The 17,571-nt window shown below is 68.6% G+C and carries 14 protein-coding genes; 10 read left to right on the top strand and 4 right to left on the bottom strand.

The features are described 5' to 3' along the window. Nucleotides 1-19 precede the first annotated feature (19 nt). From JYG32_RS21665 to polX, 5 genes are all read left to right on the top strand, one after another. A complete protein-coding gene (locus JYG32_RS21665) occupies nucleotides 20-802 on the top strand; it encodes a Crp/Fnr family transcriptional regulator (protein ID WP_174383595.1) in 783 nt (260 codons plus the stop codon). Between the two features lie 11 nt (nucleotides 803-813). Then, nucleotides 814-2,220, top strand: coding sequence for an undecaprenyl-phosphate glucose phosphotransferase (locus JYG32_RS21660; RefSeq protein ID WP_213266912.1), 1,407 nt, complete (start codon nucleotides 814-816; stop codon nucleotides 2,218-2,220). Between the two features lie 153 nt (nucleotides 2,221-2,373). Beyond that, nucleotides 2,374-3,051 carry a glycosyltransferase gene (locus JYG32_RS39010; protein ID WP_283842738.1) on the top strand — a complete coding sequence of 226 codons (678 nt, stop codon included), beginning with the start codon at nucleotides 2,374-2,376 and terminating at the stop codon, nucleotides 3,049-3,051. After that, nucleotides 3,006-3,398: a TraR/DksA family transcriptional regulator gene (locus tag JYG32_RS21650; protein ID WP_174383597.1), complete on the top strand. Its 393-nt coding sequence runs from the start codon at nucleotides 3,006-3,008 to the stop codon at nucleotides 3,396-3,398. The genes JYG32_RS39010 and JYG32_RS21650 overlap by 46 nt, the downstream gene beginning before the upstream one ends. Nucleotides 3,399-3,555: 157 nt before the next feature. Further along, nucleotides 3,556-5,322 carry a DNA polymerase/3'-5' exonuclease PolX gene (gene polX, locus JYG32_RS21645; protein ID WP_213266911.1) on the top strand — a complete coding sequence of 589 codons (1,767 nt, stop codon included), beginning with the start codon at nucleotides 3,556-3,558 and terminating at the stop codon, nucleotides 5,320-5,322. 53 nt (nucleotides 5,323-5,375) lie between these two features. Here polX and ald read toward each other — a convergent pair whose 3' ends face one another. Next, the gene (gene ald / locus JYG32_RS21640; RefSeq protein ID WP_174383599.1) at nucleotides 5,376-6,491 is read right to left on the bottom strand and encodes an alanine dehydrogenase; all 1,116 of its coding nucleotides are present in this window, start codon (nucleotides 6,489-6,491) and stop codon (nucleotides 5,376-5,378) included. A 323-nt stretch (nucleotides 6,492-6,814) separates the two neighbouring features. On the opposite strand from ald, the gene JYG32_RS21635 reads away from it, so the two are divergent. The 5 genes from JYG32_RS21635 (at nucleotide 6,815) to JYG32_RS21615 (ending at nucleotide 13,591) form a co-directional block, all read left to right on the top strand. Beyond that, nucleotides 6,815-7,231: a DUF3995 domain-containing protein gene (locus JYG32_RS21635; protein ID WP_174383600.1), complete on the top strand. Its 417-nt coding sequence runs from the start codon at nucleotides 6,815-6,817 to the stop codon at nucleotides 7,229-7,231. Between the two features lie 497 nt (nucleotides 7,232-7,728). Then, nucleotides 7,729-8,469 carry a gluconate 2-dehydrogenase subunit 3 family protein gene (locus tag JYG32_RS21630; RefSeq protein ID WP_213266910.1) on the top strand — a complete coding sequence of 247 codons (741 nt, stop codon included), beginning with the start codon at nucleotides 7,729-7,731 and terminating at the stop codon, nucleotides 8,467-8,469. Then, nucleotides 8,469-10,247, top strand: a complete 1,779-nt coding sequence (locus JYG32_RS21625; protein ID WP_174383602.1) for a GMC family oxidoreductase — start codon at nucleotides 8,469-8,471, stop codon at nucleotides 10,245-10,247. Before JYG32_RS21630 ends, JYG32_RS21625 begins: the two co-directional genes overlap by 1 nt. Then, nucleotides 10,244-11,668, top strand: a complete 1,425-nt coding sequence (locus tag JYG32_RS21620; RefSeq protein WP_213266909.1) for a c-type cytochrome — start codon at nucleotides 10,244-10,246, stop codon at nucleotides 11,666-11,668. Before JYG32_RS21625 ends, JYG32_RS21620 begins: the two co-directional genes overlap by 4 nt. Before the next feature lie 207 nt (nucleotides 11,669-11,875). Then, nucleotides 11,876-13,591, top strand: coding sequence for a cation:proton antiporter domain-containing protein (locus tag JYG32_RS21615; protein WP_213266908.1), 1,716 nt, complete (start codon nucleotides 11,876-11,878; stop codon nucleotides 13,589-13,591). A gap of 69 nt (nucleotides 13,592-13,660) precedes the next feature. Here JYG32_RS21615 and JYG32_RS21610 read toward each other — a convergent pair whose 3' ends face one another. From JYG32_RS21610 to JYG32_RS21600, 3 genes are all read right to left on the bottom strand, one after another. Next, complete coding sequence (locus JYG32_RS21610; RefSeq protein ID WP_213266907.1) at nucleotides 13,661-14,425, bottom strand: SDR family oxidoreductase; 765 nt, start codon at nucleotides 14,423-14,425, stop codon at nucleotides 13,661-13,663. Between the two features lie 17 nt (nucleotides 14,426-14,442). Beyond that, nucleotides 14,443-15,438, bottom strand: coding sequence for an arabinose ABC transporter substrate-binding protein (locus tag JYG32_RS21605; protein WP_213266906.1), 996 nt, complete (start codon nucleotides 15,436-15,438; stop codon nucleotides 14,443-14,445). Between the two features lie 184 nt (nucleotides 15,439-15,622). Next, complete coding sequence (locus JYG32_RS21600; RefSeq protein WP_213266905.1) at nucleotides 15,623-17,518, bottom strand: peptidoglycan D,D-transpeptidase FtsI family protein; 1,896 nt, start codon at nucleotides 17,516-17,518, stop codon at nucleotides 15,623-15,625. Nucleotides 17,519-17,571: the final 53 nt, after the last annotated feature.

The raw sequence follows: 17,571 nt of genomic DNA, 5'->3' as shown, positions 1-17,571 counted from the left end.
CAATAAAAGGGATACAGACATGCTTCATCTTCACTCGAGCTTCTCGGCGAATGCCATCCTCGATGCCCTCCCGGAGGACAGCATCCGCACCATCGCACCGCATCTCGAACTGGTCAGGATCAAGGCCGGCATGCTTGACCGGGTCGGCGAGCCGATGCGCCATCTGCATTTCCCGACGACGGCAATGATGTCGGTGCAGCATCTGATGGAGGACGGTGCGATGGTCGAGGTGGCGGTGGTCGGCCGCGAGGGCGTGGTCGGGCTTGGCACGCTGGTCGGCGGTGTCGCGGCATCGAACCGGGTCGAGGTGCGCATCGGCGGCATGGCCTATCGCGTGCCCACTTGCGTCATACGCGCCGAATTCGAGCGGTCGCCGCAGACTTACCGGCTGCTGCTCAACTACTGCCAGGCGACGATGGCGCAGATCTCGCGCAGCGCGCTGTGCAACCGGCATCACTCGGTCAGCGAGCAGCTCAGCCGCTGGCTGCTGCTGGCGCACGACCGTATCGACGGCGACGAACTTGCCGTCACGCAGCAGACGATCGCGAACATGCTCGGCGTGCGGCGCGAAGGCGTGACGGAAGCGGCCGGCAACCTGCAGGAAGCCGGGCTGATCCGGCAGCGCCGCGGCCGCATCACGGTGCTCGACCGCGACGGCCTCGAACATCACGCGTGCGAATGTTACGACCTGATTCGCGCCGACTATCGCAGGTTGCTCGGCACGCGCGGGAATGCACGGCCGACGCCGGTGCGCCCCCGCATGCCGGAGGTACGTTGCGGATTCCCGGCACATGGTGCGTGACGATGCAGTCGATGTCCGGTGGAACGAATACGATCCGGCGTGCCGCGATCGCGGCGATCGACATCGTGCTCGTGCTGGCAGGGGCGCTCGCGGCCCAAGCGGCGTCGGGCCTGGCGTGGCGTGAGCTGTCCGATGCGCAGCGCGGTGCGATCGCGCTGTTGTGCGTGTTGACCGTGGCGCTGCTGCCGCGCTACCTGCGCACCGTGCGCGGCGGCGTGGCGCCGCATGGCGGCATGCATGTGCTGACGCAGACGATGGTCGCCGTCGTCTGCGCGAGCGTGCTGACGGTGGCCGGCACGATGTGGGTCATGAACCTCGGCGGCACGGTCACGATACGCTGGATCGTGCGCACGGTGCTGGCCGGCGACGCGGCGCTGCTGCTCGGCCGCGCCGCGCTGCTGGCACTCGCGCTGACCCGTGACGATCCGCGCGCGCGGCAGCGCCGCGTGGCCGTCGTCGGTGCAACCGCGTACGGGCGCGTCGCGATCGAGCGGATGCAGCTCGCATCGAATGGCCCGTTCGTGGCGGCCTGCGTATTCGACGACGACGCGCCGGCTGCCGCGGGTGGCATCGGCGGCGTGCCGGTAATCGACGACTGGGATGCGTTGCGCGACATGATTCGCGGTGGCGAGATCGATGAGGTGTGGCTGACGCTGCCGATGTCGCACGAGTGGCGGATCCAGCGCATCGTGCGCGAGCTGCGCGACGAATTCGTCGAGCTGCGGCTGTTGCCCGACGTGCGGCAGATGGCGGTCGTCGATCGCTCGGCGACCGACGTGCTCGGCATGCCGGCGATCAATCTCGCCACCACGCCGCGCTCCGCGCCGGAGCTGTGGGCGAAGTTCGCGTTCGACCGGCTGTTCGCGTTCGGCGTGCTGATTCCGTTGCTGCCGCTGCTGTCGATGGTGGCGATCGCGGTCAAGCTGTCGTCGCCGGGGCCCGTGCTGTTCCGGCAGCGCCGCAAGGGTGTCGACGGCCGCGAGTTCCACATCCTGAAGTTCAGGACGATGCGCGTGCATCGCGTGCAGCCGGGCGTGCTGCGGCAGGCGTCGCGCAACGATTCGCGTATCACGCGCGTCGGCGCGTTCCTGCGGCGCACGTCGCTCGACGAGCTGCCGCAGTTCTTCAACGTGCTGTTCGGGCAGATGTCGGTCGTCGGCCCGCGTCCACACGCGATCGAGCACGACGACTTCTATCGGCAACTGATCGACTGCTACATGTACCGCTACCGCGTGCGGCCGGGCATCACCGGATGGGCACAGGTGAACGGTTATCGCGGCGAGACGCGCAAGGTCGAGGCGATGGCCGCGCGCGTGAAGTTCGATCTTTTCTACATGCAGAACTGGAGCTTCTGGTTCGACATGAAGATCATCCTGATGACGATCGTGCGCGGCTTCATCGGGCGCAACGCCTTCTGAGGATCACGAATCGTCCGGAAATCGGTGTGTTGTGCGGTCGAACGTATCAACCGGAACACGGGCGGCGGACACGCTGACGGCACGGCAGCATCCCGCGTAACGGGGTGTCCGGCGGCGCGCAAGCGCGCCGCAGCCATCGGAACAGTCACGTTCATGTCGACGTCGATTCGGGAGCGAAGCGCACCTGCGTTGCAGGAGTTGTACGAAGGGTTCGGGCTGCCGCCGCTCGACGCGATGCGGTGCAGCTGTCCCGTCGTCGTGTCGCACGAGGGCGCACTCCCGGAAGTCTGCAGCGACGCGGCGCTGTTCCACGATGCGTATTCGCCGCCGGATATCGCGGCGTCGATCGTGCGCGTGATGGACGATCCCGAACTGCGCGCACGGCTGCGCACGCTGGGCCGCGAGCATGCGCGGCATTACAGTTGGCAGCGCTCGGCGCGCGCGTTGCTCGACATCGTTCGTGCCGATGCTGGACCTGCGATGACGCCACGTTGCGCCGCGGATCGATCGATTTCGACGGCGTTTGCATCAGACGAATCCGGTGATTGCGCGTTTTCGCCTCCGTCCCCAGTTTCCGCAAGCATGCGGCGAGCGCCGCACGGTGCGCTGATTCCGGTCAACACATGCGTGTTCAATGGGTTTATCCTGCGTCGAATGCGTCCGGCGCTTCGTGCGTCCGGGCGCGCATCCGGGCGCGGCGGCGCCGGTCGTGCCTGCCCGCCGCGCACCGGCGCGACACCGCGCGCCGCACTTTCCGCGCGGAACCCGGAACAGGAGAGACGGCCATGGCGCTCGACCAACTACAACGGCAGACGCTGCAACAGCGGCTGAAAGAGAGCGAGCAGACGCTGCGTGCGGAGATCCGCACGAGCGAAGACCAGCGCGCGTCGGAATCCTATGCGGACCTCGCCGGAGCGTCGCCGGACGAGGGTGACGAGGCGAACGCGGATCTGTTCGTCGACGTCGATCATGCATTGATCGGCATGAGGCTGACCGAACTGCGTGCGGTCGGACGCGCACAACAACGGATGCGCGACGGCAGCTACGGCGAATGCATCGATTGCGATGCGTCGGTCGGCTATGAGCGCCTGCTCGCGCGCCCGACCGCCGAACGCTGCACGCATTGCCAGTCGGTCTACGAACGACGCTACGCGACGACACCGCGCGCATCGCTCTGACGTCGCGGTCGTGATTCCGCCTTCTCGCTGCACGCAATGCGCGCCCGGCGTAGGATGAAGAACGGGCGCCCGGCGGCGTCGACATGCGGCGCCGGGCGCGCAGACGCCATCGCGCACGCGCACGGCGCCATCCACGTGGAAGGGAGCCACGCCGATCATGCCGATCCACAATGCCGAGTGCGCGGCCGTGTTCGCCGAGATCGCGGACATGCTCGAAATCCAGGGCGCCAATCCGTTTCGCGTGCGTGCCTACCGCAATGCCGCGCGGACGATCGCCGACTACGGGCGCGATATCCCGACGATGATCGCGAATGGCGACGATCTCGGGAAGATTCCGTCGATCGGGCCCGATCTCGCGTCGAAACTGCGCGAGATCGCCGCGACCGGCACCTGCGAGCTGCAGCAAACGCTGCGCCACGCGCTGCCGGGTGCGATCGTCGAACTGCTCGACGTGCCGGGGCTCGGCGCGAAACGCGTGAAGGCGCTGCATGACGCATTGCACGTCGACTCGCTCGAACAGTTGCGCGCCGAAGCGAAGAGCGGGCACGTACGCGAGTTGCCGGGCTTCGGCGCGAAAACCGAAGCGCATCTGCTCGAAGCGATCGACGACCGCCTGCAGCGCGAACCGCAACGCTTCCTGCTGCCCGATGCCGCGCAATCGCTGATGCCGTTGCTCGAACGCCTGCGCGCGCTTGCAGGCGTCGGCAAGGCCGTGCCGGCCGGCAGTTTTCGTCGCCGCCGCGAGACGGTCGGCGATCTCGACATTCTCGTTACCGCACGCGATCCGGTTGCGGTCGCCGACGCGTTCGTCGGTTACGGCAAGGTGGCGCGCGTGCTCGCGCACGGCAAGACGAAATCGAGCGTCGTGCTCGACAGCGGGTTGCAGGTCGACCTGCGCGTGGTCGACGCCGATGCGTTCGGCGCGGCGCTCGTCTACTTCACCGGATCGAAGGCGCACAACATCGCGCTGCGCAGGATCGCGCAGGCCGGCGGGCTGAAGATCAACGAATATGGCGTGTTTCGCGGCGACGAGCGGATTGCCGGCACAACGGAGGCGTCGGTCTACGCCGCAATCGGGCTGCACGACGTGCCGCCCGAACTGCGCGAGAATCGCGGCGAAATCGACGCGTCGCGCGCCGGCACGCTGCCGGCGCTGGTCGAGCGCAAGCATCTTCACGGCGACCTGCATGCACATACGAACGCATCGGCTGGCCGTGACAGCCTGCGCGCGATGGCCGAAGCGGCGCGCGCACGCGGGCTCGCGTACCTGGCCGTCACCGACTGCGCAGCGCTTGTCGGCGGCGGCCGCAACGGCTTCGAATGGCTCGCGCGGCAGCTCGACGAGATCGATCGCGTCAATGCGTCGTTCGACGATTTCGTGCTGCTCAAAGGCGTGGAAGCGGGCATTCGCGAGGACGGCAGCCTCGATGTGCCCGACGCGATGCTTGGCCGGCTCGATCTCGTCGTCGGCGCGGTGCGCGACGGCTTCGACCTGTCGCGCGGCGCGCAGACCGACCGCATGCTGCGCGCGATGGACCATCCGCATTTCACGATTCTCGCGCACCCGACCGGCCGTGTGCTCGGCGAGCGCGACGCATGCGAACTCGACGTGCCGCGCGTGATCGCGCAGGCCGCGGCGCGCGGCTGCTTCGTCGAACTCGATGCGCAGCCGCGTCGGCTCGACCTGCCGGACATCTGGTGCCGCGAGGCCGCGAAGGCCGGCGTGTCGGTCGCGATCGGCTCGGATGCGTGCAGCGTGGACGAACTCGACAACCTCGCGTACGGCATCGATCAGGCGCGACGCGGCTGGCTCACGCGGCCGGACGTGCTCAACACGCGCACGCTCGCGCAACTGCGGCCGTTGCTGGCGCGCACGATGGGTGAGGGCGGCGGGTCGAAGCGGAGCCGGTCGAAGGGCGCGTGAGGGCGGCCGGCGGCGCGTGCCGCCAGCCGTGCGCTCACATCAGGCCGGCACGGTCATGCCAGCACGCGGGCCGCCGGCACATACGGCAGGCCGAGCGCCAGCGCGACCGCTTCGTACGTGATGTTCCCGTCGCAGACGTTCAGGCCCGCGCGCAGATGCGGATCGTCGGCCATCGCCTGTTTCCAGCCCTTGTCGGCGAGCGCGAGCGCATGCCCGAGCGTCGCGTTGTTCAGCGCGAAGGTCGACGTGCGTGCGACCGCGCCGGGCATGTTCGCGACGCAGTAGTGCACGACGCCGTCGACGACGAAGGTCGGATCCGCGTGCGTCGTCGCATGCGATGTTTCGAAGCATCCGCCCTGGTCGATCGCGACGTCGACGACGACGGCACCCGTGCGCATCGTCGCGATCATGTCGCGCGTGACGAGCCGCGGCGCCGATGCGCCGGGCACGAGCACCGCGCCGATCACGACGTCGGCATCGCGCACGGCTTCGTCGATCGTATGCGTATTCGAGCAGACGGTCGTGATCCGGTTGGCGAAGATCAGGTCGAGCTGGCGCAAGCGGTTCACGTTGTTGTCGAGCACGGTGACGCGCGCGCCGAGGCCGACCGCCATCTGCAGCGCGCCGGTGCCCACCACGCCCGCGCCGAGCACGACCACATGCGCGGCCGGCACGCCGGGCACGCCCGCCATCAGCAGGCCGCGGCCGCCGCGCGGGCTTTCGAGGTGGGTCGCCGCGACCTGGATCGACATGCGTCCCGCCACCTCGCTCATCGGCGCGAGCAGCGGCAGGCCGCCGCCGGGCCCCGTGACGGTTTCGTAGGCGATGCAGACGGCGCCGGACTTCACGAGCGCGGCCGCCTGCTCGGGATCGGGCGCGAGATGCAGGTACGTGTAGAGAATCTGCCCGCGCCGCAGCATCGCGCATTCGGCCGGCTGCGGCTCCTTGACCTTGATGATCATGTCGGCGCGCGCGAAGATTTCGTCGGCGCCGTCGCCAAGCGACGCGCCCGCGGCCGTGTAGTCGTTGTCGAGCAGGCCGATCGCCGTGCCCGCGCCGCGCTGCACGAGCACGGTGTGGCCGTGGCGCGTGAGTTCGCGCGCGCCGGCCGGCGTGAGGCCGACGCGGTACTCGTGGTTCTTGATCTCCTTCGGCACACCGATCAGCATGGGTCACCTCCCTGGCCTTCGTTATCGTTGTCGTGCAGGTGCGCCGCGCGGCGAACGATGCACGTGCGGCCGGTTGCGCAGGGGCATGGCGACCGCAGTACTGGAATACCAGCGTAGTAGTGCGGTGAGGGAAGTCAAGTGGGCGGCCGGCTCGACGAGGCCTGCACACTGCACCGCAGCACGCGTTGCCGCGGGTTGCGACCGGACGTCGCAATGCACGCGTTGCCGGGTTTCGGTATCGTCATGCGTATCGCGGGCCGGGGCCGCGTGCCGGAACCCTTCCGGCAAAACAACGAGACAACGAGACGAGGATCCATACCAACATGACCGGTGCGTATTTCAGCGTGCCGACGCTTTGCGCGCTCGCGTTCGTTCACGTCTACTGGGCGTTCGGCGGGCGGCTCGGCAAGCGCGCGGCCATTCCGGAACAGGACGGCGTGCCGCTGCTGCGGCCGACCGCCGTCGGCACGCTTGCCGTCGCGGCGGCGCTGCTCGCAGGCGCATGCGTGGTCGCCGCGCGTGCGGGCTGGCTGGGGCGCAACGCGTATCCCGGCGCGATCGCGTTCGCGGTCGTTGCGCTCGCATTGATCTTCGCGGTGCGCGCCGTCGGCGATTTCCGCTATGTCGGCTTCTTCAAGCGGATCCGCGGGTCGCGTTTCGCGCGGATGGACACGCTGTATTACTCGCCGCTTTGCGCGGCGCTCGCACTGTCCATCGCGTCGATGTTCTGGCCGTGGTGAGCGGCGCGCGGGTCAGCGCGCACGCGTATCGATCTGCGTGAGATATTCGGCCGGCACGGCGTCGGTCCGCCATCCTCGCGCATTCCGCGTTCCGGATTTTTCAATTGTTGCAATTTTCGACATATTGAATTGCATTGAATCCCCTCGTAATGGAACCGGTTCCATCTATAATTCGCGCCACGCGTTGCCGGACCCGAAAGAGGGTCGTGCACGTTGCGCTTGCCGCCGGCAAACGCGGCGTCCACGTTGGATCAGGGTCATGGCGATGGCGGGCAGGTAAGGGCCGGCAGGCCGGTATTTGTCCGATGAACAGGCCCGCGAAGAGGTCGATCCGCGCAGCGCCTCCGGAATCGGCGCGCACGCGACAGCATCGCGGTTGTTCGCAGCATACGGAAGAACAGGACGGCCAGCCGCATGCGGCATGGCTGCCGTGCCGGACCCGCCGCATGCGGAATGCGCGCGTCCGTACCCCGATCCCCAACGATCAACATCCGACCATGTCCACGCCACCTGACAAACCCAACTCGCGCCGCCGTTTCCTGCGCACGTCGGTCGCGCTCGTGCCGATCGCGTCGGTCGCCGGCTGCGACCTGCGCTCGTCGTCGCCCTCCGCGACGACGGCCGGCAACGCGCCCGCCGCATCGGCCGGCGCCGAACGCGCCCCGTACAAGCCGACCTTCTTCGATGCGAAGGAATGGGCGTTCGTCCAGGCCGCCGTCGACCGGCTGATTCCGGCCGACGCCGAAGGCCCCGGCGCGCTCGAATCGGGCGTGCCCGAATTCATCGACCGCCAGATGGAGGCGCCGTATGCGCACGGCGCGACGTGGTACATGCAGGGGCCGTTCCAGCAGGGCGTGCCCGAGCTCGGCTACCAGCTGAAGCTCGTGCCGCGCGACATCTACCGGCTCGGTATCGCGGCCGTCAACCGCTATTGCGAGAAAGCCCACGGCAAGGCGTTCGCGGAGCTCGACGCACCGACGCGCGACACCGTGCTCGGCGCGCTGGAGAAGGGCGCCGCACCGATCGACGACGTGCCGCCCGGCGTGTTCTTCGGCCAGTTGCTGCAGAACACGCGCGAAGGCTACTTCTGCGATCCGGTGCATGGCGGCAATCACGACATGGCCGCGTGGAAGATGATCGGCTTTCCGGGCGCGCGCGCGGATTTCATGGATTTCGTCAACCAGAACGGCAAGCCCTATCCGTACGGCCCCGTCTCGATCAACGGGGAGCGCACCTGATGGCCGCAGAGAAAAAGCCGCATGTCGACGCGGTCATCGTCGGCTTCGGCTGGACCGGCGCGATTCTCGCGAAGGAGCTGACCGAAGCGGGCCTGAAGGTCGTTGCCCTCGAGCGCGGCGAGTATCGCGACACCTATCCGGACGGCGCGTATCCGAACACGATCGACGAGCTGACCTACAACATCCGCAAGAAGCTGTTCCTCGACCTGTCGAAGACGACCGTGTCGATCCGCCACGGCGTGCAGGACACCGCGCTGCCGTACCGGCAGCTCGCGGCGTTCCTGCCGGGCGAGGGCGTCGGCGGTGCGGGGCTGCACTGGTCGGGCGTGCACTTCCGGATCACGCCGGAAGAGCTGCGCCTGCGCAGCCACTATGAAGAGCGCTACGGCAAGAAGTTCATCCCCGCAGGGATGACGATCCAGGACACGGGCGTCAGCTACGACGAGCTCGAGCCGCATTTCGATTTCGCCGAGAAGGTGTTCGGGACGTCGGGGCAGGCGTACAAGGTCGGCGGCAAGGTGGTCGGCGACGGCAACGTGTTCGAAGCGAACCGCAGCGACAATTTCCCGCTGCCCGCGCAGCTCAATACCTACTCGGCGCAGCGCTTCTCCGATGCGGCGCAATCGCTCGGCCTGCATCCGTACCGGCTGCCGTCGGCGAACACGTCGGGCCCGTACACGAACCCGTACGGCGTGCAGATGGGCCCGTGCAACTTCTGCGGCTACTGCAGCGGCTACGCGTGCTACATGTACTCGAAGGCGTCGCCGAACCTGAACATCCTGCCCGCGCTGAAGCAGGCGCCGAACTTCGAGCTGCGCTCGAAGTGCCACGTGCTGCGCGTCGACCTCGACGATACGAAGAAGCGCGCGACGGGCGTCACCTACGTCGACCCGGCCGGGCGCGAAGTGCACCAGCCGGCCGATCTCGTGATCGTGGCCGCGTTCCAGTACCACAACGTGCACCTGCTGCTGCTGTCCGGCATCGGCAAGCCGTACGACCCGATCTCGGGCGAAGGCGTCGTGGGCCGCAATTTCGCGTACCAGAACCTGTCGACGATCAAGGCGTTCTTCGACAAGGACACCTACACGAACCCGTTCATCGGCGCGGGCGGCAACGGCGTCGCGGTGGACGACTTCAACGCGGACAACTTCGACCACGGCCCGCTCGGCTTCGTCGGCGGCTCGCCGCTGTGGGTGAACCAGGCCGGCGTGAAGCCGGTCAGCGGCATCGCGACGCCGCCCGGCACGCCGCAGTGGGGCTCGGCGTGGAAGAAGTCCGTCAAGGATTACTACGCGCACACGATCTCGATGGACGCGCACGGCACGAACATGTCGTACCGCGACGTCTATCTCGACCTCGATCCGACCTATCGCGATTCGTACGGCCAGCCGCTGCTGCGGATGACCTTCGACTGGAAGGACAACGACATCAGGATGGCGCAGTACGTGACCGGGCAGATGAAGAAGATCGCGGAGGCGATGGGGCCGAAGGCGATCGGCGTGTCGACGCGCGAGTTCGGCAAGCACTTCGATTCGCGCCAGTACCAGACGACCCACCTCGTCGGCGGCGCGATCATGGGCACCGACCCGAAGACGAGCGTGCTGAACCGCTACCTGCAGTGCTGGGACGTGCACAACGTGTTCGTGATGGGCGCCTCGGCGCTGCCGCAGGGCATCGGCTACAACCCGACCGGGATCATCGCGGCGCTGGCCTACTGGTCGGCGCGCGCGATCCGCGAGCAATACCTGAAGAATCCCGCCCCGCTGGTGACCGTATGAAGAGGACGATGAACCACAACGCCGCGCGCCGCCTTTCCCCGGTGCGGCGCGCGCTGGCGGCCGGTGCGGCCTGGGCCGCGTTCGGCCTCGCGGGCACCGCGGCGTTCGCGCAACCGGCGGCAGCGCCCGCGGCGGCGTCCGGCGCGGCGGCCGCACCCGTGGCCCGATCCGCCGATGCGAACCTCGTCAAGCGCGGCGCATACCTGGCCCGCGCGGGCGATTGCATCGCGTGCCACACCGCGAGCGGCGGCAAGCCGTTCGCGGGCGGGCTGAAGTTCGACACGCCGATCGGCGGCATCTATTCGACGAACATCACGCCGGACCCGAAAACGGGGCTGGGCGGCTGGACGGTCGAGGACTTTACCCGCGCGGTGCGCGAGGGCGTGCGCAAGAACGGCGACACGATGTATCCGGCCATGCCGTTCCCGTCGTATGCGCGGCTGACCGACGACGACATGAAGGCGCTGTATGCGTACTTCATGCACGGCGTCGCACCCGTCGAGCACGAGAACCGCGCGGTCGACATCGTGTGGCCGCTGTCGATGCGCTGGCCGCTCGGGATCTGGCGCAAGATGTTCGCGCCGTCGCCGAAGCCGTTCGACGCGACGCCGTACACCGACCCGGTGGTCGCGCGCGGCGCGTATCTCGTGCAGGGGCTCGGCCACTGCGGCGCGTGTCACACGCCGCGCGCGCCGACGATGCAGGAGCGCGGGCTGACCGACGCGGACGGCCCGGACTTCCTGGCCGGCGGCGCGGCGATCGACGGCTGGGTGCCGACGAGCCTGCGCGGCGAGCCGCGCACCGGGCTCGGCACGTGGACGGAAACCGAGATCGTGCAGTTCCTGAAGACCGGCCGCACGCTGCGCACGGCCGCGTTCGGCGGGATGACGGACGTGGTCGGCCACAGCATGCAGCACATGACTGACGACGACCTGAACGCGATCGCGCGCTACCTGAAGACGCTGCCGCCGCGCGTGCAGGGCGAGCAGCCGCACGTGTACGACGCGGCCGCCGCGAAGGCGCTGCACACCGGCGACGCGAGCAAGCCGGGCGCGGCCGTCTATCGCGACAACTGCATGGCCTGCCACCGCAGCGACGGCCATGGCTACACGCGCGTGTTCCCGGCGCTCGCCGGCAATCCGGTCGTGCAGGGCGACGATCCGGCGTCGCTGATCCACGTCGTGCTGGAAGGCAGCGCGCTGGAGGGTACGCGCACCGCGCCGTCGACCTTCACGATGCCGCCGTTCGGCTGGCGCCTGTCGGACCAGGAAGTCGCGGACGTGTCGAACTTCGTGCGCACGAGCTGGGGCAACACGGGCGCGCCGGTGACGGCCGCGCAGGTCGCGAAGGTACGCAAGAGCGTGCCGTCGACCCGGCCCGAACCGCCGCCGGGCGCGCGGTTCCCGCAGGCGTCGCGCTGACGGGGCGGCGGGGCGCTCGCCCCGCCTGTCCGATCCGCTTCAAGGTGCAGGCGCTCCCGCGCGGTGCCTTTCGTTTCGCCGGGGTTGCACCCCGCAAAGGCGCGCCGCCGCGTGAAATTTTCGCGGTGGCGCGCCATTGTTCCGCCTCATCCCTTATCCTTCCATTCTTGAACCTTACTAAATAGTTACAAGAACTTGGGAGGGGGGATGCCTCATGACGTCAGCCTGATTGCGTTGCTCGCGGCCGGTTTCGGTCTCGCGATGATTTTCGGTTACTTCGCGTCGCTGCTGAAAATGCCGCCGCTCGTCGGCTATCTGCTCGCCGGGATCGTGATCGGCCCCGGCACGCCCGGTTTCGTCGGCGACCTGTCGCTCGCGCAGCAACTCGCCGAAGTGGGCGTGATGCTGCTGATGTTCGGCGTCGGCCTGCATTTCTCGCTCGGCGACCTGCTCGCGGTGCGCAAGATCGCGCTGCCGGGCGCCGTCGTACAGATTACGGTCGCGACGCTGCTCGGCGGCGGGCTCGCGCTCATGTGGGGCTGGAGCCTCGGGGCGGCGCTCGTGTTCGGGCTCGCGCTGTCGGTCGCGAGTACCGTCGTGCTGTTGCGCGCACTCGAAGGGCGCGGGCTCGTCGAGACGGTCAACGGGCGCATCGCGGTCGGCTGGCTCGTCGTCGAGGATCTCGTGATGGTGCTGGTGCTCGTGCTGCTGCCGCCCGTCGCGGGGCTGCTCGGCGGCACGCCGCCCGGCGACGCGCATGCGGCCGGCGGCAGCATCTGGGGCACGCTCGGCGTCACGATGCTGAAGGTCGCGGCATTCATCGCGCTGATGCTCGTGGTCGGCAAGCGCGTGTTTCCGCGCATTTTATGGCTCGTCGCGCGCACCGGCTCGCGCGAGCTGTTCACGCTGTGCATGATCGCGGCCGCGGTCGGCATCGCGTTCGGCGCGGCGAAGCTGTTCGACGTGTCGTTCGCGCTCGGCGCGTTCTTCGCCGGGATGATGATGCGCGAGTCGGAATTCAGCCGGCGCGCGGCCGACGAGACGCTGCCGCTGCGCGACGCGTTCTCGGTGCTGTTCTTCATTTCGGTCGGGATGCTGTTCGACCCGAAGGTGCTGCTCGACGAGCCGCTGCACGTGATCGAGGTCGCGGCGATCGTGCTGGTCGGCAAGACGCTCGCGGCGGTCGCGCTCGTGATCGCGTTCCGCTATCCGCTCAATACCGCGCTGACGGTCGGCGCGGGGCTCGCGCAGATCGGCGAATTCTCGTTCATCCTCGCGGGGCTCGGCCGGGCGCTCGGGCTGCTGTCGGCCGAGGGGCAGAGCCTGATCCTCGCAGTCGCGCTGATCTCGATCGCGATGAACACGCTGCTGTTCGCGATGATCGATCCGGCGCTCGCATGGATCCGCAAGCATTCGGCGTTCGCGCGCAAGCTCGAGGCGCGTGACGATCCGCTCGCCGCGCTGCCGATGTCGACGCCGCAGACGCACCTGACCGGGCAGGTCGTGATCGTCGGCTACGGCAAGGTCGGCACGCGGATCGCGCATGCACTGGACGAGCGCGAGATCGCGTATGTCGTCGTCGAGCAGAATCGCGAGCTCGTCGAGAAGCTGCGCGCGGACGGCGTCGCGGCCGTGTCGGGCGACGCGATCGAGCCGATCGTGCTCGTGCAGGCGCATATCGCGCGCGCCGGGATGCTGGTCGTCACGCTGCCCGACGTGTTCGACGTGCGGCAGATCGTCGAGATCTCGCGCACGCTCAACCCGACGCTCGAGGTCGTGCTATGCACGAACAGCGGCGACGAGGCCGCGCTGCTGTCGAGCGAGGGCATCGGCACCGTGTTCATGGGCGAGACCGAACTCGCGCGCGGGATGACCGAGCACGTGCTCGGCCGGATGGCGAAGCCGGTCGCGGTGGCGCATTGACGGCGCGCGGCCGCGCGCCGCGCACCGGACAGGGCGCGGCGGCCCGGGCGGCCGCCGGCCCCGCGTGCTTCAGTAGAACGTTTCGAGCGTCAGTTCCTGCGCCATCACGCGGTTGCCGGCCAGCAGGCCGCCGTCGACCGGCAATGCGACGCCGGTGATGATCCGCGCGGCCCGCGAGCACAGGAACAGCGCGGCCTGCGCGACATCGTCGGGCGTTGCGAAGTCGTCGAGCGGATACCACTTCCTCAATTGCTCGAACACCTGCGGGTTGCGCTGGACGCGCGCTTCCCACGCGGGTGTCTTCACCGTGCCCGGCAGCACGATATTCGCGCGCACGCCGTCGCGGCCGTATTCGATCGCGAGCGATTTCGTGTAGCTGATCAGCCCGGCCTTCGCCGCGCTGTACACCGGATGCCCGAGCGCGTGCACGCCGTTCACGGAACCGACGATCGCGATCGCACCGCGTCCGCGCGCGCGCATCCCGGGCAGCACGGCTTCGACGCTCACGTAGGTGGCCGTCAGGTTCGCATCGAGATCGGTGCGCCAGCTCGCGGGCGTCGTGTCGCGCAGCGTGGTCGACGCGGCCGTGCCCGCATTCGCGACGAGCACGTCGACCTGCGGATGCGATTCGAGCATCGAGCGCAGCCGCTCCGTGTCGGTCAGGTCGTCGACGACCGGCGTCGCGCGTGCGTCGGCGAGCGTATCGATGAAGCGGTCGAGCGCCGGGCGGTCGCGATCGAGCGCGAGGACGCGGTCGCCGGCCGCGAGGAAGGTGCGGCACAGCGCCTGGCCGATGCCGCCGGCAGCGCCCGTCACGAGGGTGGTACGTGTCATGTCGGCTCCTTGCATGCTCACAAACCGAGCGCGGCGCGTGCCTGCTTCTCGTTGTCGCGGGTGATCAGCGTGCCGGACGTCAGCACGAGCGGCGGCGGCGCCTGGTTCTTCGTGATCCAGTCAACCATGTTGATGGCCGTCTGGTAGCCGTGCTGGCGCGGATTCAGCAGGATCGACCCGTAGAAGCCTGTCGGCTTCGGCTTCGCGAATTCGTTGAGCGCGACCTGGCTGCCGTTGATGCCGACCGCGACCATCGCGTCCGCGCCGATGCCGCGCCCCTCGGCGGCGCGCACCGCCCCGACCGTCGTGTCGTCGTTCGAGCCGAACGCGACCCAGCGCTTGAAGTTCGCATGCTTGGTGAGCGCGATATTCGCCGCGTTGAACGCGCCTTCGGTGTCGGCCGTCATCTCGGGCGCGTCGATCACGTTCGCGGCCGGGAAGCCGGCGGCCTTGAGCGCGTCGACCGCGCCGGCGGTGCGCTCGCGCGCGGTCGGCAACTGGTCGTACGCGAGCCGGATGATGCCGACCTCGGCCGGATTCCAGCCGCGCCGCTTCGTCTCGTCCGCGATGGCCTGGCCGACCTGCTGGCCGATCTTGTACGCGGAAATGCCCATGTGCGGCACGCCCTGGAGCGGCGCGCCGCGGCCGTCGACGAGCTGGTCGTCGACCGACATCAGCTTGATCCCCGCACGCTTCGCTTTTGCCGCGATGCCGGGGCCGAGCTTCACGTCGGGCGCGCAGATGATCACGCCCTGCGCCTTTTGCGCGGCGAGGCTGTCGAGCGCGGTCGACACCTTTTCGCCGCTCGGCGTCGCGATCTTGATCAGCGTGAAGTGTCTTTCCTTCGCCGCCTGGTCGGCGAAGCGCCATTCGTCCTGGAACCACGGGTCGTCCGGCTGTTTGACGAGGAAGCCGATTTTCACGTCGGCGGCATCGGCGGCCCGGGCCGGGGCACCGCCCAGCAGCGTGATGCTCGCGGTGGCCAGCACGAGCATTTTCCAGTGGAATCGCATGCGTCTCTCTCCGTTGTTGTAGTCGGGCGCGCGGGCAAGGCCGCCCGCGGCGCGAAAAAATTGTAGGAGGACGCGGCGGGAACGCTCAAATGATGCGGGGCGTTCCTAGAAAGTGGGATGAAAGCGGGGTGAGGGCGACGGGTGCGCGGGCGGTGCGGTACGTCGCATCGCCCGCCCGGCGGCTTCAGCTTGCCGTCGCCTTCGCCGGCACGGCCGTGCGGGACTGCGCGGCCGTCTTCACCGGCGCGGGCGCGTTCGGCGCAGCAGCCGTTTTCGGTTGAACCGCTGCCTTCGGCGCAGCGACCGTCTTCTGCGGTGCAACCGCCTTGGCCGGCTGCGGCTTCTCCGGTTCGACCGGCGCGTCGGGCGGCACGCCGAGCAACTGCAGCGAGCCGCTCGTGACCGACGCGAACACCGGGCCGGCCACCGTGCCGCCGTAGTAGCCCTTGCCGCGCGGCTCGTCGATCATCACCGCGACGATCAGGCGCGGGTTGCTCATCGGCGCCATCCCCGCGAACAGCGCGCGGTACTTGCCCTTCGCATAGGTCGCACCGACCTGCTTGCGCGCGGTGCCCGTCTTGCCGCCGATCCGGTAGCCGTCGACGCGCGCGCGGCGCCCCGTGCCGCCTTCGCCGACCGCCATCTCGAGCATCGAGCGGATCGACGCGGCCGTTTGCGGCGACGTCACGCGGTGGCCGCGATGCGCGTCGATCGTCTGCTGGTCGGTGCCGTTCTTCAGCAGCGACACGGGGTGCAGCGTGCCGTCGCCCGCATAGGCCGTGTAGGTCTGCGCGATCTGCAGCAACGACATCGACAGGCCGTAGCCGTACGCCATCGTCGCCTGCTCGATCGGCCGCCAGCGCTTGTAGCCGCGCAGCCGTCCCGATGCGACGCCCGGAAACGTCAGTTCCGGCGCGCGGCCGATCCCGTATTCCTGGTACTTGTTCCAGATCGTTTCGGCGGGCAGGTTCAGCGCGAGCTTCGCGAGCGCGATGTTGCTCGACTTCTGCAGCGCCTGCGACACCGTCAGCGACCCGTGGTTCGACGTGTCGTGGATCACGGCCGGGCCGATCTTGTAGGTGCCCGGCGACGTATTGATGATCGTGTTCGGCGTGACCTTGCGCTCGTCGATCGACAGCGCGACGACGAGCGGCTTGATCGTCGAGCCGGGTTCGAACGTGTCGATCACCGCGCGGTTGCGCAACTGCTGGCCCGTGAGGCGCGCGCGGTCGTTCGGGTCGAAGGTCGGGTAGTTCGCGAGCGCGAGGATCTCGCCGTTCTGCGCATCGAGCACAACGACGCTGCCGGCCACCGCGTTGTTCTCGACCACCGCCGCCTTGAGCTGGCTGAACGCGAGTTGCTGGATGCGGCGGTCGATCGTCAGCTCGATCGTCGCGCCGTGCTGGGCGGGAACGAGCGGGCGCGTGTCCGACACAATGCGGCCGAGCCGGTCGCGGATCACCTCGCGCTGCCCGGACGTACCCGACAGGCGCCCATTCGCCGCGAGTTCGACGCCTTCCTGGCCTTTGTCTTCGACGTTCGTGAAGCCGACCACGTGCGCGGCCGATTCGCCTTCCGGATAGAAGCGCTTCGAATCGGCGATCTGCGTGATCCCGTCGATCGCGAGCTTGTCGAGCCGGCCCGCGGTGTCCGCGTCGACCTGCCGCTTGAGCAGCACGAACGTACGGTCGTGGCCGAGACGCCGCTTCACCTCGACGAGCGGCATGTCGAGCAGCTTCGCGATCTGCGGGTAGTCGGTATCGGCGACCTGTTTCGGGTTTGCCCAGATTTCATAGGTCGACAGGCTGACCGCGAGCATCGCGCCGTTGCGGTCGACGATGCGCCCGCGCATCGCGTCGAGCTCGATCGTGCGCTGGTAGCGCTTCTGGCCCTGGCCGACGTAGAAATCCTGGTTCGCGACCTGCACCCAGAAGGCGCGCGCGATCAGCGCAGCGAACGCGAGGAACACGATGATCACGACCAGTTTCGAGCGCCACATCGGCAGGCGTGACGCGAGCATCGGATTCTTCGTCGCGGCCGAGTACGGATCGGCGGGGTGGGTCTTCTTTTTTACGCTCATGCAATGGCCGGGTCGGGCCGCCGGGCGGCGGCAGGTCAGTCTGAATAATGCGA

This window comes from Burkholderia pyrrocinia, from assembly GCF_018417535.1.
GTDB lineage: Bacteria > Pseudomonadota > Gammaproteobacteria > Burkholderiales > Burkholderiaceae > Burkholderia > Burkholderia pyrrocinia_E.
This window is presented reverse-complemented; position numbering and strand designations above follow the sequence as displayed.